Annotated in this window: 16 protein-coding genes and 3 tRNA genes; 9 read left to right on the top strand and 10 right to left on the bottom strand. The window is 59.3% G+C overall.

The window, feature by feature from the left end:
• Positions 1-245: 245 nt before the first annotated feature.
• Positions 246-422 (top strand): hypothetical protein, encoded by a 177-nt coding sequence (locus tag JXQ78_RS07335; protein ID WP_330630126.1) that lies wholly within the window; start codon positions 246-248, stop codon positions 420-422.
• A gap of 36 nt (positions 423-458) precedes the next feature.
• Here the strand turns inward: JXQ78_RS07335 and JXQ78_RS07330 are convergent, their stop codons facing one another.
• Positions 459-839, bottom strand: coding sequence for a cupin domain-containing protein (locus tag JXQ78_RS07330; RefSeq protein ID WP_330630125.1), 381 nt, complete (start codon positions 837-839; stop codon positions 459-461).
• A 79-nt stretch (positions 840-918) separates the two neighbouring features.
• On the opposite strand from JXQ78_RS07330, the gene JXQ78_RS07325 reads away from it, so the two are divergent.
• Positions 919-2106 (top strand): site-2 protease family protein, encoded by a 1188-nt coding sequence (locus JXQ78_RS07325; RefSeq protein WP_330630124.1) that lies wholly within the window; start codon positions 919-921, stop codon positions 2104-2106.
• On the opposite strand, the gene JXQ78_RS07320 is transcribed toward JXQ78_RS07325, so the two are convergent.
• The 4 genes from JXQ78_RS07320 to JXQ78_RS07305 all read right to left on the bottom strand — a co-directional run bounded on the left by JXQ78_RS07320 (position 2084) and on the right by JXQ78_RS07305 (position 6541).
• Positions 2084-2815 carry a competence/damage-inducible protein A gene (locus JXQ78_RS07320; protein ID WP_330630123.1) on the bottom strand — a complete coding sequence of 244 codons (732 nt, stop codon included), beginning with the start codon at positions 2813-2815 and terminating at the stop codon, positions 2084-2086. The genes JXQ78_RS07325 and JXQ78_RS07320 overlap by 23 nt on opposite strands.
• 48 nt (positions 2816-2863) lie before the next feature.
• Entirely contained in the window at positions 2864-3343 is a 480-nt protein-coding gene (locus tag JXQ78_RS07315; protein WP_330630122.1) for a hypothetical protein, read from the bottom strand.
• A gap of 129 nt (positions 3344-3472) precedes the next feature.
• Positions 3473-3544 (bottom strand) — tRNA-His (locus JXQ78_RS07310).
• 36 nt (positions 3545-3580) lie between these two features.
• Positions 3581-6541 (bottom strand): FAD-binding and (Fe-S)-binding domain-containing protein, encoded by a 2961-nt coding sequence (locus tag JXQ78_RS07305; protein WP_330630121.1) that lies wholly within the window; start codon positions 6539-6541, stop codon positions 3581-3583.
• 115 nt (positions 6542-6656) lie between these two features.
• On the opposite strand from JXQ78_RS07305, the gene JXQ78_RS07300 reads away from it, so the two are divergent.
• The 4 genes from JXQ78_RS07300 to JXQ78_RS07285 all read left to right on the top strand — a co-directional run bounded on the left by JXQ78_RS07300 (position 6657) and on the right by JXQ78_RS07285 (position 8350).
• Positions 6657-7280 carry a nucleotide exchange factor GrpE gene (locus JXQ78_RS07300; RefSeq protein ID WP_330630120.1) on the top strand — a complete coding sequence of 208 codons (624 nt, stop codon included), beginning with the start codon at positions 6657-6659 and terminating at the stop codon, positions 7278-7280.
• Between the two features lie 46 nt (positions 7281-7326).
• A complete protein-coding gene (locus JXQ78_RS07295; protein ID WP_330630119.1) occupies positions 7327-7662 on the top strand; it encodes a ferredoxin in 336 nt (111 codons plus the stop codon).
• 51 nt (positions 7663-7713) lie between these two features.
• Positions 7714-7798 (top strand) — tRNA-Leu (locus JXQ78_RS07290).
• Between the two features lie 48 nt (positions 7799-7846).
• Positions 7847-8350, top strand: a complete 504-nt coding sequence (locus JXQ78_RS07285; RefSeq protein WP_330630118.1) for a DUF5813 family protein — start codon at positions 7847-7849, stop codon at positions 8348-8350.
• Positions 8351-8352: 2 nt separating this feature from the next.
• Here the strand turns inward: JXQ78_RS07285 and JXQ78_RS07280 are convergent, their stop codons facing one another.
• Positions 8353-9042 carry a potassium channel family protein gene (locus JXQ78_RS07280; RefSeq protein ID WP_330630117.1) on the bottom strand — a complete coding sequence of 230 codons (690 nt, stop codon included), beginning with the start codon at positions 9040-9042 and terminating at the stop codon, positions 8353-8355.
• A gap of 132 nt (positions 9043-9174) precedes the next feature.
• Here JXQ78_RS07280 and JXQ78_RS07275 point away from each other — a divergent pair, with 132 nt between their 5' ends.
• Positions 9175-9462: a hypothetical protein gene (locus tag JXQ78_RS07275; RefSeq protein ID WP_330630116.1), complete on the top strand. Its 288-nt coding sequence runs from the start codon at positions 9175-9177 to the stop codon at positions 9460-9462.
• Between the two features lie 4 nt (positions 9463-9466).
• Here the strand turns inward: JXQ78_RS07275 and JXQ78_RS07270 are convergent, their stop codons facing one another.
• Positions 9467-10477 carry a thiamine pyrophosphate-dependent enzyme gene (locus JXQ78_RS07270; RefSeq protein WP_330630115.1) on the bottom strand — a complete coding sequence of 337 codons (1011 nt, stop codon included), beginning with the start codon at positions 10475-10477 and terminating at the stop codon, positions 9467-9469.
• Between the two features lie 34 nt (positions 10478-10511).
• Between JXQ78_RS07270 and JXQ78_RS07265 the strand changes: the two genes are divergently transcribed.
• A complete protein-coding gene (locus JXQ78_RS07265; protein WP_330630114.1) occupies positions 10512-10883 on the top strand; it encodes a hypothetical protein in 372 nt (123 codons plus the stop codon).
• On the opposite strand, the gene JXQ78_RS07260 is transcribed toward JXQ78_RS07265, so the two are convergent.
• A complete protein-coding gene (locus JXQ78_RS07260; protein ID WP_330630113.1) occupies positions 10880-11737 on the bottom strand; it encodes an acyltransferase in 858 nt (285 codons plus the stop codon). The genes JXQ78_RS07265 and JXQ78_RS07260 overlap by 4 nt on opposite strands.
• A 24-nt stretch (positions 11738-11761) precedes the next feature.
• A complete protein-coding gene (locus tag JXQ78_RS07255; RefSeq protein WP_330630112.1) occupies positions 11762-12352 on the bottom strand; it encodes a hypothetical protein in 591 nt (196 codons plus the stop codon).
• A 205-nt stretch (positions 12353-12557) separates the two neighbouring features.
• Here JXQ78_RS07255 and JXQ78_RS07250 point away from each other — a divergent pair, with 205 nt between their 5' ends.
• Positions 12558-14831 (top strand): MBL fold metallo-hydrolase, encoded by a 2274-nt coding sequence (locus tag JXQ78_RS07250; RefSeq protein WP_330630111.1) that lies wholly within the window; start codon positions 12558-12560, stop codon positions 14829-14831.
• Positions 14832-15040: 209 nt separating this feature from the next.
• Here the strand turns inward: JXQ78_RS07250 and JXQ78_RS07245 are convergent.
• Positions 15041-15113, bottom strand: a tRNA-Arg gene (locus JXQ78_RS07245).
• Positions 15114-15120: the final 7 nt, after the last annotated feature.

Here is a 15120-nt window from a genome sequence, read left to right as displayed (position 1 = left end):
CGCAATGGGAGAACACACGCGACCGTAATTGTACCGACTCGTTGAACCACTACAGTCACAGCTGTGTCGTCTGTCGCAGACAGCTCCGCGGTCATCGCGATCATCACCTGTGCTGTCCACTCTGGGGGCGACGATGACGCTTTCCCTATTTTTGTTCAGAGACGAAGATCGCAACTGCGTGAACCTCTCGACGGTCGATTCACGATCTGAGCTCTCGGAAGCTGAGCTCTACCACGTGGTGGATATTGGCCAGGGAACGTCGGCCCTGTTCTCCTGTCGAACGGATCGATCGACCCGGCTGTGCGAGCGCGGCTGATGGACTGATCGAACTGCTCGATTCCTATGGGCGCTATCGCAGTCTCGGCTGTCCGACTGGCCTCAAGGAGCAACACCCTGCCGTCGCACGGATTACGACCGGGTAGAATCGGTCGTTGCACAATGCATTAGACGGCAGTCGGTTAGCCGCGCTCTTCGAGCAGTTCGATCTCGTCATCCCCCGCCGGCACCGCACAGATGAACGCACCTTTGGTTTCGCCCTCGTTTCGGTACCAATGGACTGCGCCGGCGGGAATGAACAGCGAATCACCCTCGCTGACGACATACTCTTCGTCCTCGATGCCAACGACGTACTCGCCAGCGAGTACGTACTGTTCGTGCTCGATTTCGTTGGTGTGTTCTGGAACGGTCGCACCCGGATCGAGCGTGAACCGTCGAATCGCAAGATTCGGAGCGTTCTGGTCATCGCCGATGAGCACGCCCTTTTCCATTCCGTCCGCGGCTTCCACCGTTTCGTACTCTACCTCAGCTGCGCGTCGAACCACCGGTGAGCGATCGCTCATGCCTACCCGATGTGGCGCTCGATACTAAGTGCTCTCGAGTTGGCCCACCATTAAGCCGATCGTCGCTGAACGAGGGGTCATGAAGAGCGTCCAGCTCGGACGGATTGCCGGCGTGCCGATCAGGGGGGACGCGACGCTCCTGGTTGTTCTCCCGCTGTTGGCGTTTCTGATTGGCGCTGAAGTGCCGTTCTGGGTGGCGCTGCTCGATTCTCAGTTCGCCCTCACAATCCCAGTCTCGGTGCTCACTGATTCCAGCCACGCCTACGCAATCGGCTTTGCTGCGGCAATGGGGCTGTTCGTGACCGTGCTGGCACACGAACTCGGCCACACGATCGTCGCCCAGCGACTGGACTACCGGATTACCGGGATCACGCTCTGGCTGCTTGGTGGCCTGACGAATCTCCAGGAGCTCCCACGAAACTGGCAAGATGAAGTCGCAATCGCCGCTGGTGGCCCGGTCGTCAGCCTCGTGATGGGTGTCGTATTTTTCGGTGCGTTCCGAACACTCCCCACGATGGTTCATCCCGGAAAAAGCATACTCGCCATCAGTGGCGTCTTTCTCTGTGGATTTCTCGCCGTCACGAACCTGTCGCTCGTCCTTCTCAATATGCTGCCTGGCCTTCCACTGGACGGTGGCCGAATCGCTCGCGCAGTGCTGTCGATCGCGGTTCCGTACGACCGTGCAACCCACTACGTCGTTGAGCTCGGCAAACTGCTGGCTGTGGTCTTGGCAATCGCCGGCGTGCTCACGGGTCTCAATCTCGGGCTGGTGGCGATCGCGTTCGTCATCTATCTCGGCGCAACGGCCGAAGACGCACGGACGACCGTCGCGCCTGGCTTCGACGGCCTGACGGTTGGCGATTTGCTGACGAGCAGGGCCGCGGTGGCAACGATTGAGCCGGATCGAACGCTCACCGAACTGTTCGATCGCATCTACGCCGAACAACAGACCGCATTTCCGGTCGTTGAAGACGATACGCTGGTTGGGCTGGTGACGCTGGGATCGACGCCAACTGCAGACGAGTTCGAACGCGGACGCCTTCTGGTCCGCGACGTGATGGATCGGTCGCCACACACAATCTCGCCGGATACTGCGGCAAGCCACGCACTCAGATCGATCCAACTCGCCAAGCTGGATCTGCTCCTCGTCGTTGATGACGGCGCGTTCGCTGGCGTTCTCACCCGAACGGATCTCATGGACGCTATCGAGGTGGCCGGTGATGATATCGGTGTTACCACACCAATTACTGATGAGAATCGCTGGTGAGTTCCACGCGTTCGGATAGCCACGCAACCGCATCGGTCAGCTCCGCTGAATTGGTCCCGGTGAGTGTGAGACGATTGTGTCCAGCAGCGTCGTCGGGATAACAGCCAACCGAGACGGCAAACGAGTCGGTAACGGCTTCGAGCGTCTCGATTAACTGTGACTCCGGATCGGTCGTGTACACCGTCCGCGTCCGTCGCTCGCCGCTGAACTCGTGGGCGACCGACGCAAACATCGATCGCATCTCCGATGGGATTCCGGGCAACACGTACACCGACTCGAGCACACAGCCGGGTGAGAGCCCCGGTTCGTTCAACAGCACGCGTGCGCCCTTCGGAATGGACGCCTCGCTCTCGATGTCAATCGAAATCGCCGCGTCTGAATTTTCCGCCTGATACGATCGAATCGCGGCGGTCACGTTCTCGCGTGCGCGCTCGTTCGGAACGAGTGGCTGCTCGAACGTTTCTGCGACTGCCGCCATGGTGAGATCGTCAGGGGTTCCACCGAGCCCACCAGTGACGATCGTGGCATCAAAACGATTGGTGAACCAGTCAACGGTGTCAGCAATGGTCGCAACCTCGTCCGGCACGACAGTGATGCGACCGACCGATACACCACGATCGGTGAGCTGTGTGGCCAGCCAACTCGCGTTCGTGTTCTCCGTTTCGCCGGACAGCAGTTCATTTCCGACAGTCACGATGCCAACGTTCATGCGGTCACTACTGGCTCGAACGACGTAGCTCGTCCGTTCGGCGACCGCTCAGGTTGCCAGTGGTCCCCGAGCAACGTCGAGATAGAACAGCAGATCACTGATCGGCCGATCGGACCGAACCTTCGAGAGCCCTGTCGGAGTGAACGACGGCTCATAGCCCAGCATCTGATTGATTTCGTCGGTCTCTACGTCCAGCGTGTCGTCGTATGCTTCGACCGTGAACACGTTGTGCGCACCGGCGTGCCAGTACTCCTCGTCGAAGTACGTGGTCTGTGTCTTGGTCCCCAGCCGGCCAAAGCCGATGTACCGATCACGGTCACGCTGATAGATCAACAGTGGATCGCCAGCAGCCATCGCGTCCCAGTACTGCTCTGCGTGCACGCCGTTGTTCGTCTCTGCGTCTGCTGTCACCCCCAGCACGCGCGCAGCGAACGGAAATTCGACCGTTCGATCGTCCCAGTCCGCCATGTCGATCTGGGTGTCGAGCGTTGACAGGAACACCGACTGAATCGGAACGATCCACATCATTTTCGGGTTAATACCATTTCCAGGGATAAAATACTAATTCGAGCGGTGTGGAAATATCGGCCAAGGAGCTAATCGGTAGCGACAGGTCGACAGAGAACAGTGAGTTCAGCTGTACGGCATGAAAAACCAGTCCGGGTGCGAGAATCGAACCCGCGTCTCAGGCTCCACAAGCCTGAAGGATAGCCATTACCCCAACCCGGACACAGTAAGTAGTATCCGATGCGGATTTGATATAGGTTACGACTCTATTTTGGTGTCGAGCAACGCTGCGACGATTTCGATCGGATGCGGTGGCTGCTCGTCAGTGAGATGTTCGATCTGTGCTCGACAGGAGGTGCCCGGAGCGATCGGGCTCCCATCACGAGATGCGAGCTGGTCGTGTAGAATCGAGCCGATAGCGACGCTGAGATCGTAGTGTTCGGCTTCATATCCAAAGCTTCCGGCCATCCCACAACAGCCACTATCGATGACCTCGACAGTCAGCCCCAGCCGACGGAGCATCGCCACCGCATGGTGGTCTTTTTTGATCGCTTTTTGATGGCAGTGACCGTGATAGACGTATGTCTCTGGACTCTGCGATATCGTCATCTCCGCAACTAGATCGAATCGGTTCAGATATTCACACAGTCCGTAGCTGTGCTGGGCAACCGGTTCGGCGTGTTTGCTCCCGAGAAGATCCTCCAGGTCGTGCTGGAACAACACCGCGTCGGACGGTTCGATCGCAACGACATCCCAGCCAGCATCAACCAGTGGGGTGAGCCGATCGACCGCATCTTCGGCGACTGATTTCGCCCTGTCGAGCAATCCCTTCGAGAGCGGTGGCCGGGCGCTTTCGAGCGCTGGTAGCACACGAACGTGGACGCCGGCGGCCTCAAGCACCCTGACGGCCGCTTTTCCCACGGCGGGTTCGTTGTGCTCGACGGTTGCGTCAGGGACCAGCACGGCCGACCGGATACCATTCTCCTGGGACACCGCTGGCTCGCGATCTGCCATCCAGTCGGTGAACGTCTTGCGTTCGAACGTCGGGAGCGATCGCTGGGGTGCAATGTCGAGTACGCGTTCGGCAAACCAGCTCGATCCAGGCGCGTTGAGCAGCCAGTTCGACAGCGGCGCGCTCGCGCTGGCCAGCGCAAACGCGTCGTCAATCCGTCCGAACAGTCGATCGCGAACCGTAACACCGTTGCGCTGGTGGTCGGCGTGTTTCACTTCGGCTTTCAGTTTTGCCATATCAACACCGCTGGGACAGTCCCGGAGACAGCCCTTACAGCCGATACAGACGTCGAGCACTTCTGAGAGAAACTCCTGGTCGAACTGCTCGTCCGGTCGGAGCTGGCCGCTCATCGCGGCTCGAAGCATGTTCGCACGCCCGCGTGTGGACTGGATCTCTTCGTCTGTCGCCCGATACGTTGGACACATCACCCCACCGGTCGTCGTCTGCCCTCCCCGACAGCCGCCACAGCCATGACAGAGCTCGGACATCCCCTGAAATCCGTTGTCACAGTCCCATTCGAGCGCTGGCTCGAATCCGGCGTCAAACGCGTACTCTGGATCGAACCGGAGCGATTCTGTCATCGAGACGTCGCCACAGACGCTTCCAGGATTCAACAGCCAGTCCGGATCGAAGCCGGTTTTCAGCGCCCGAAACGCGCCCCAGAGCGTCTCGCCGTAGAGTTTTTCGTTCCACTGGGTGCGAGCGCGCCCATCGCCGTGCTCACCGGAGACGCTTCCATCGAGTGCTACTACCAGATCCGTGATCGCGTCGGCGATTGCTTCCATCGTTTCGATGCCGTCGATCGTCTTCGTGTTGACGAGCGGTCGAATGTGGAGGACACCGGGCCCAGCGTGTGCGTAGTAGCTCGCGAACGTGTCGAATTCATTGAGTATCTCCTGGACGCCCGCGACGAATGACGGGAGATTCTCGACGGGCACCGCTGTGTCTTCGATGAACGCGATGTGTTTTTCATCAGCGGTTCGCGAGAGCAAGATTGGAAGACCGGATTTCCGCAGCTTCCAGAAGCGCTGGCGACGAGCCGGTTCGTGAGCCTCTAATGCGTGGCTCGCACGCGAATCGGGACCGAGACGGTCTGTGAGCAGTTCGTTCACCTGGCGTTTTCCGTCGTCGTCACTGTTTGCGTACCACTCGACAAGCAACACGGCGTTGGCGTCGTCAGGAAGCAGTGACACCACGTCTGCGAACTCCTCGGTGTCGGCGGCCAGCCCGAGCAACACGTCGTCCATCACCTCGACGGCGGCGGGGTCGTGCTTGAGGATTGGTGCCACGTCTGCGACCGCATCGCCGATCGAATCGTAGGTGAGCAACGCCACCGCCTTCGTTTCGGGGATCGGTTCAAGTCGAACAGTGGCCTCGGTGACGATGCCGAGCGTTCCCTCGCTGCCGGCGAGCAGCTGAGCGAGATTGACCGTGTCCCCACCCAGCAGGGCCGGGAGATTGTAGCCCGAGACGTTTCGCTTGAGATCGGGATAGCGCTGCTCGATCGTGGCTGCGTGCTCGTCGATGACATCACAGACAGTGGCGTAGATCCGCTCGATGAGCTCCTCGCTCGATGGATCTGCTCGCTCACGCAGCGTCGTGCGATCGATCTCCCCGAAGTGAGCGACCGAGCCATCCGCGAGCACGAGCTCACAGGATTCTATGTACGCGTCAGTCTTTCCATAGACGAGCGAATGAGACCCCGTCGAGTTGTTGCCGATCGCACCGCCGACCGTGGATTTGTCTCCCCAGGCCGGATCCGGCGCGAACTTCAGCCCATGGGCTGTGAGGCTATCGTTCAGTTCGGCGAGAATCACGCCGGGCTGTACCGTTGTGGTCTGGGTGGCCGGATCAACCTCAAGCACGTCGTCCATTGCGGCGGTGAAATCGAGGACAACGGCCTCATTGACTGCCTGTCCGGCGAGACTCGTCCCGCCGCCGCGTGGCAAGACGGGAATCGACTCCCCAGCGCAGTAGCGCATGACGGCTGCCACGTCGGCCGTCGATTCGGGAAAGACGACGCCGATCGGAACGTCCGCGTACGCGCTGGCATCTGTTGCGTACAGCTGTCTGGAATAGGTGTCAAACCGAACCTCGCCGTCGATCAGCTCATCGAGCACTGCACACAGCTCGGGCTCGGCGATGGCATCACTCGTGTAGTCGAATCCCCCACTGGCCGCAGGGTCCGCCAGCTGATCGCTGCTCATGGCTCACCATCCGTCTCTGGAACCATCTGTTGTTCGCTCGGGATAGCCAATCTCCTGTGCCGGTCACGGATTCGTTCCGGTTCGTTTAATCGGCCTGCGTTCGTGGTTCTTTCCAATGAGTGAGAACAGTTCGGTTCCTGATGAGAGCCCCGACGAGGAGACTGCCTCCGAGCCCCCAGAGAACGAGGCGTCCACCGAGGAGGACTCGGAGTCATCCACTGCGGAGGAGACCCCGCCGGCCGAGCTCATCGAACGCATCGAAGCCACAGATCCGACGGAGATCGCCACCGAAATCGACGACCTGGAGTCGACGATCGAGGAACAGGAATCCGAGATCGATGCGCTGGAATCGAAGCTAAAACGCTCGCAGGCGGACTTTCAGAACTACAAAAAACGGATGCAAAAGCGTCGACAGCAAGAGCAAAAACGGGCTACGGAGAATCTCGTCTCCAGGCTCATCGACGTTCGAGACAATCTAAAACGCGGGCTCGACCAGGACGGTGACATCCGTGAAGGAATCGAAGCGACGCTTTCGCAGTTCGATTCCGTCCTTGAGAAGGAAAACGTCGAAATCATAGCCCCAGAACCAGGCGACGACGTGGACCCACAGCGCCACGAGGTGCTGTTGAACGTCGAATCTGACCAGCCAGCGGGAACGATCGACGAACTCCAGCGCGAGGGGTACGCGATGGCCGAGAAAATCATCCGCGAGGCGCAGGTCACCGTCAGCGAGGAGTAGGCCTGGATCGACAGCTCCAAACACGGTGACACCGTACGATCGCATAATGGCCGAGGAGACGGTGGATCCGAGCGAAATCGGCGAACAGGACGCCCCGCCCGTCGATCAGAAACCGTATAAGCTCATCTTCGAGGCGAACAAATGCATCGCCGCCGGAAAGTGTGCGGAGGTGTCCGATAACTGGGAGATGGATCTACTCAGTGGCATTGCAAAGCCACAGACGTACTTCTTCGATGACGCCGAGCTCGCACACAACGTCGAGGCAGCGAACGTCTGCCCGGCAAAGAAAGATCGCGGCGTGATTCACGTCATCGATCGACGGACGAACGAAGAACTCGCCCCGGATCCACACGGTGACGGCACGGTCAGCGTGGACTGGTAACGGTTTCGCGGATCGAAACCACTTTTCGTTCGACCGACGATATCCGAGTGCGCGGAGGTGGCCGAGTCAGGACAAAGGCGGCGGACTTAAGATCCGCTCTCGTAGGAGTCCGTGGGTTCGAATCCCTCCCTCCGCATTGTATCGAGCACAACGACTTTTCGGCTCGACGATCTAGACGTGCACAATGCCGGCCGAGGAGACCATCAGAGACGCGTTCGACCGTCATGAGCGGTTCGACGAACACGCAGACACGTTCGTCCTCGATTCGATCGCCTTCGAGACCGAGATCACGGTTGTTGCGGAGCCACCAACCTACACGCTCTCTGTAGTGACACCCACGCTTGCAAGTGCCGTCGAAGAACCCGTTGGGCCGAACGTCTCAGCGGGCTGGCTCGAAACGTTCGAGCGCCGTCTCGAAGACGCCACGACGGTCGTTCGTGACGATCTCACGATGGAATCGCTCACGGTCGAATCGAACGATGGTGAGGCGACCGTCACGATGTCGATCACTGGCCCGTCGGCCGATCGCGGCCCGGCCATCTGTAAAGCGCTCGCAGAGTACGTCGAGGGCACCTACATCGAGGGTGTCGTTCCAGGCTACACCTACCGACCGCCCGTCTCGGAACTGCTCTCGAGTGCGACAACGGCTGGTGGTGACGAGAAAGGTGGGGGCCCGCTACCGCTATGAGATCATAACGCAGTCACTGACCCGTCGGACAGCCCAGCGTCGCCGACGATCAGCTTTCGAACGTCGCCGAGCACGTCGAAATCAGCGATGACGACCAACCGATCGCCGGGTTGCATCGACGCGTCGGCCTGCGGGAGCGAAACCGGCTCGTCTGCTTTCCCAAAGCCAAGCAGCTGTGCGTTCGCCGGGAGTTCGAGCTCTGCGAGCGAGTAGCCCTCGATCGGCGACACCTCGCGCACCGTAAACTCCACGAGCTGGATCTCATGGGCGATGTCTGCGATCGCACGAATGTTTCCACCGAGCAGGGCATTTTTCGCAGCAATCGCGCCGAGTCGCTCGGGATAGATCACCTCGTCGATGTCAGAGCCGTACTTTCTGACCACGTATTCGTACTTGTCCGTGTCCACCCGCAACACGGTCCGACAATCGTATGCCGCGGCGATCATACACGTGATGAGATTGACGGTCAGATCGCCGGTCAATCCAGCGACAGCGTCGACGCCGTCGAGATCCGCACCGAGAAGGTCAGACTCGAGCGAGCCGTCGCCCTGGATCACATCGAAGCCGTCCTTTCGGAGCGCATCGACGCGTTCTGTGCGGCGTTCGATGATCGTCACACTGTGGCCTTCGGCTTCGAGCACCCGGGCCGTCCGCTTTCCAACACGCCCACCACCAACGATAACAAAGCGCATGACTTTCCTATGCCAACCAAGACACATAACTTTGACCTCCAGTTCCCACTCTGGGAAAAATCACAGCAGCCACGTGGATGCCAGATACTGTCGGACGAACAGACTTTGTAGTTTGGGCACCAATAGCACAGTATGCATCGTGCAGAAACTCAGGCAACCGAGCGTGTGTGGCTCGTCGATCGGACGTTTTCGGCTGACTGGCCGAATCTCATCATCCTGACGTACGCCACCCCGGACGGTGCGTACGAGTTTCGGGAAGAACGCGCGATGACCAGCTTCAGCGACACTGGCCGACAGACAACGGCGAGCATGGTCGTTGATCGGACGGATCTCACGCCGGTCGAAGACGGTACTCGCGAACAGTACGCACAGGAGGTGTCACAGATTCGCCAGCAGTACGACCCGTCGGATACGATCTGAAAGATCAGGTTCGATGTGAAGCTCGTTGGCGACGAAGTCGCGGCGTCAGTTTCTCGTACACTGGGTCGAATAGTTCCTCGGCCGTGCCGTCTTCTGCGGATTTGATCCGGTCGACGGCGTCGTCGATTTCGGATCTGGCCTCTGCGCGAACTGACTCGTCGAACGCGTCATCAATCACGCCCGCGTCCATGAGATAGTCGGTGAATCGTTCGATCGGGTCGGCAGTCCGCCAGTCCGGAAGGTCACTCTCATCATCCCGGTAGCGGTCGGGATCGTCGCTGGTTGAGTGTGGCCCCTGTCGGTAGGTGAGACTCTCGACGAGCACTGGTTCGTCGGATTCGGCCCGCTCGAGCGCGGTTTCGACGGTGTCGGCGACGGCGATCGGATCGTTCCCATCGACTCGCATCCCCGCGATGCCGTAGGCTGTTGCTTTCTGAGCGATCGTCTGGGCGCGTGTCTGTCGATCACGTGGGAGACTGATCGCCCAGTGGTTGTTCTCACAGAGAAACACCACCGGAGCCTCGAAAACGCCGGCGAAATTCAGCGCCTCGTGGAAGTCGCCCTCGCTGGTCGCCCCATCGCCGAAATAACAGAGCACGCGCGCGTCGTCGCCGGCGTAGTCGATTGCCATCCCGATTCCGGCGGCGTGTGGCAGTTGCGTGGCGATCGGCACGGCCTGTGGGAGAATTGGGAGCTCGTGTGCGGAGTCGAACTCGGGATGGCCCCGGCGAAACCGCAGAATGTCCTCGAAGGGAACGCCGCGAGCAAACTGCATCGCGTTGGCGCGATACGTGGGGACGAGCCAGTCAGAATCGGTCAGCGCGCTTGCTGTGCCGATCTGGGAGGCCTCCTGCCCGCGATATGGTGGATAACCGCTGATCCAGCCGCGTCGCTGGAGCGCAATCGCGCGCTCATCGAATGTTCGTGCACGAACCATCTGTTCGAGCAGCCAGCGCGCGCGCTCGGCATTGACCGGCGCAGATTCGAACGATTTCTCGGCAATAATTCGGTGCATGAACGATGATTGGGCGTTGGCCTCTTATGAATTGATGGCGACGATTCGATACGACGAAGGGTATTCGTTCCAAACGCTCTGTATGGCTTCGGCGTTCGACGTGTTTCAGCTCTGTTTCATCGTGGTCCTCAACACTGCTGCCACCGCGTTACTCGTCCGACTGTTCCGAAACCGGCTGTCGTCCTCGTGGGGACCAGTGGTGTTCGCCATCGTGTTGATCCCGCCGGTGCTCGTCGTCCTCACACAGCTGTTTGGCCTGCTCGGCTTTGGCTTCAATCTCGGCAGCCCCCGCATCGTGTTTGCACTGCTCGTGTTCGTGCCGTTTGCCGTCGGACTCACGATCGATTACTTCTGGATGCCGGCTCCCGAGGAAGTGGAACTCCCCGACGAGTATCGTCGGAACTAGGGGCTGTTCGGTTGTGGATTCGAATCGCGATCTCTTGTCGTCTTCCAGAGATAGCAGGTCAACGAGAGCCAGAACGCCACGAAGAAGATATAGATTGCATCGCCGGATGGATTGAGTGAGTGAGCGTACTCGCTTCTGAGAACGAAGCCAGCGAGTGCTATCACCACCGGGATGGCGATCGTCAAACCAGCAGGGCGTGGTTGTGTGGCTCTCCCCTGGATTCCGTGGCGATACACCGCCACGACGGCAAGCGGCGCGCCCACCATCGTGAGACCGGCCACCCCAGCAAAGCTGAGGAAAAAGAATGGGCCACCGTGCGGTCCAGTAAGAACACCAGCCATAACGAGCGGCGTGAGCACCACATAGCCGACGATCACGCCCAGCCAGCCACCGGGAACGCCTCCACGGCGTTCGAGTCGATCGACGACGGCGACAGAAAGCGGATAGCGCCAGACGGTTCCAAACGCCGCCATGAGTGTCGCGAAGCCCCCCGCAAGGAGAGTCCAGAACAGCACCACCATCAACAGGGCAAACAGGGCGAAGAAGAGTATGCCAGTGAGCTGTCCGGCCAGCGGCGGGAGACTGATTACAGACGTTTCAGCAACGACTGCCCCACCCCCCATCGCTCCGAACGCTGTCACCATGAGTGCCCACACCGTGAGATGCCAGTCAAGGGCATTCCGGGCGTTTGCTCGGGTGAACTCGTTCGACGAAACGAGATAGCAGATACCGGCCCCAACGCCCATCGTAAGAAGAGCGAGGGGGTGAACCAGAATACCGGCGATCGGTCGCGTTTCGAGGAGTCTTGGTCCCTCGGTCGATGCAGTCACATCGTGTGTATTCTCAGAAGTCATGGGTTACTGTCGGTTTGTTGGCGGCTACGTCGAGGAGAGTGGATTGAACGGCCCGAATCGCTCGCGCATCCATCTGACAGCGCGCTCCGTGAGGAGCAAAGAAACGCTCACGAGTATGAGTTCGACTGCCGTATCCCACAGAAACATATCGCTCTGGACGATCGAGCTGTCCGCGCCAAAAACCGTGAGCACGCTTCCGACGCCAAACAGCACCAGACTCAACTGGAGTCCGGCGAGTACGAGCGTTCGGATGCCAACCGTATCCGAGAAGGTGAGAAATCCACGGGCAGAAAGGCGATCAAGCGGAGTTGTCGTCTGGAGCGCGCGCTTTCCTTCGGGTGACAGTGGCCACGCAGATTCCGGATGGTCGATGTAGTACAGCGTGATGGAGTCAGGATACGTCTCCGTGGCCACGATATCGATCTCCTGGAGTTCATTGAGCCGATTTCGGACGGTTGCCCTGGTGACATCCGGCTTGATACGGGCGTGTAGCTGGCGAATCGAGAAATACGGACGGTCTGCACCGACCATGGTCTCGATAACGTGTTTCTGCGAGAGCGTATTGTTGAGATTCCGATCGATTCGGTCGTCAATCCAGGACGGAATCGCGGTCACGGTATCTGTTCGTCCGAGCGCCAGAAAGGTATACTGTGAGCCAAATTTCGTCGCCAGAAACCATCGTTTGGTGGCCGTGAAACGGTTCTCAACGGATTCGACAACTGCAAAAGCGTTCGCTGAGACGAAAGCACGGGCCAATTGCCAGGTCTCAACCAATCGTTCACACATAATAATTATATATTCGGAAAGACTACACGTATCCGTGCGAATTTCGTTTCAGCATGCAAATCCCTCCGCTGGAAACGAGTCGTTCCTCCTCCGATTCGATGGCGACAACCGCCAGAATCCCTGTCTACTCGTTGATGCTGGCCGTGGGGTGGCGCTCGATACACTCCTGAACGACGATGATTGCCTCGTGGCGATCTGTTTGACGCACGCTCATCTGGATCATTACGCCGAACTCGCGAATGCCCATCGCGAGGGCGTGCCGATTCTAACCTCACCCGCGACGGCCCGAATTCTCGACGACGTGCTCGACGTGGCAGGGGTTGAGTACGACGTGCGGACGACCGATGCGGTTTCTGGGGCGATAATGCCAATCGATGACTGGATCGAAATCGCCGATGGAATCGAGCTTTCTCCCGTTCCGGCGGGCCACGTCCCCGGAGCCGTCGGCTTTCTCGTTCGAGTCGCCCAGGACAATGGCTATCAGCATTTACTGGCGACAGGCGATTTTACCTGTCGACGCGCAGCCGGCTATCCTGGATTCGACGCGAATCGTATCGGCGATGTTGACATCCTCTTTCTGACAGGAACGACCAACACCAGCTTCGAATCGTCGCTGACCGAGGCGCTTGGTCTTGCGCTCGAGCGGGCCTCGAGTGGCTCGCCAACGCTCGTTACAACCAGCGGCACGGTTGGCGTTCAGATGGCATATCTACTGGCGGGTCTTGGGGAAACGTTCGACCGGACGGTCCCGATTCGCGTCGTCGGCCAGGTGGCAAAGCTCTATGCAGCGCTCGGCTACGACTGTCATGCGGTCGAAACCGTCCCAGAGTTTCAGAGCACACATGCGTGTCTTGCGCCGGGAACGATCACGATTGCTGGCCCAGAGGTGCCACGCGACCGCAGCAGTGGGCGACTGTTTGGCGTCCTTAGAGCGAACGCCAACGCGTGTGTTATTCAACTCGTTGGCTCCGGGAAGGAACCAGAACGCAACGGCGCGTGTACGATCCACCATTTCGAGCTCATCAATCATCCCAGTCGCGAAACGCTGGTGTCGGTCCACGACAGCGTCGATCCAGTTCACACGGTCATCACACACTGTCACGGTGGGGCACACGATAGTTTCAATGACCTCTCGAGCGTTGTCTGGGGTGCAGGAGACTGTACGGAGTACACCCTCTATGATGGCAGCCACTGGCGGTTACCACCCTGGATGGATGGCACAACGTTTCGCCAGTCCCACCAGCGAAACGTCCAGCAGCTTGCCGGATCCGCCATTTACGACTCGCTTTCGCTGCCATCGATCGATCGCGACGACGACCCAGCATTATCTGCGGAAGGACTCGATGTCGCTGCCATCGGTCGTCGCCTCCACCAGCGACCAGTTCCCACTGGAGACCCAGCGGTTCAAACGGACGCACAGCCAGTCAAACAGACCGACAGTCACACCACTACGCGTATGACAACTCACAGCAACGACGGGACTGACAGCTCGACGGACGACGGACGGCCATCGATCGGCATTGTTCGATCGACGGGGCCAAACCTCGGCGATGATCCCGATCCACACGTACAGATTGCGCTTGAGGACGGATCGCTCACGCAAGCGGACTTGGCGGCCATGCTCACAAAGCGCGAGCAGACTGGCGGCGTCTCCATGGATAACAGCGTAGTTTCCACCCCCACGACCGAATCAGAGACGGAGCCAGCGTCTCAGGAGACGGACGATGCCACGTCAGCGGAGACACACACAACCGACGATACCGACGGCGCTGGGTCAGTTGCCGACGAGATGACGACTGGTGCTGCCAACGGTGACGATCCGCCGTCGGAAACGAAATCGAGTGCTCCGACTGACAGCGTGTCAACCCCTGACGATGCGCTGACGGTTGCGGTACCCGGACTCGCACGTGTGCTTCTTGAGCGCTCAATTGCGGGCACAAGCGAGCACGAGTCGATCGACACAGCAATCGTCGCGGCGGTTGAACAGTATGTGATCGCGCTACTCGGCGGCGATGCTGATGGGACCGAGCCACTTGAGCTGTCGCTGGCGGTCGAGGGGTCGGACGCGACCAATCGGGTTCTCGAAACGGTTGTCACGGCTGATGATCGATTCGATTCCATTGGCGCGCTGGTTCAGACAGGTATTGCGTCGGTGCTCGGAGCAGACGTGAGTGGGGAGATGGCGGTTTCTGGTCTCGGCGCGTATCGACAGCAACTACGTGCCATCGTCGCCAACGATGCGTACGCATTCGCTGATCGCGCGGCAGTCGTCGAAGCAGCCATTCTCTGGTACTATCTCGAGGACTGAGCGACCGGGTGACCCACGGTTAGGAGTCTCGAATTGGTCGTCTCCTGCTGAAGACAGTGTCGATTCTTCAAGAAAATTCTATTGTTACTCGTTGGGTACTTCATCCCGATATCTCCTGAACCATCCCGATACCAGACTCGAGTCGTGTGAGTGGTATGACTTCTAGGTTGGTCACGGACGAAAACGTCAGAAAAACACACTCTCGATGACGAGCCCGACGGGATTTGAACCCGCGACGTCTTGGTCCGGAACCAAGAACTCTGTCCACTGAGCTACAGGCTCTCGTTGA

The organism is Halocatena halophila (genome assembly GCA_027563145.1).
Classification (GTDB): Archaea; Halobacteriota; Halobacteria; order Halobacteriales; family Haloarculaceae; genus Halocatena; species Halocatena halophila.
The sequence above is the reverse complement of the archived record's forward strand: the minus strand, read 5'-3'. Positions and strand labels throughout refer to the sequence as shown.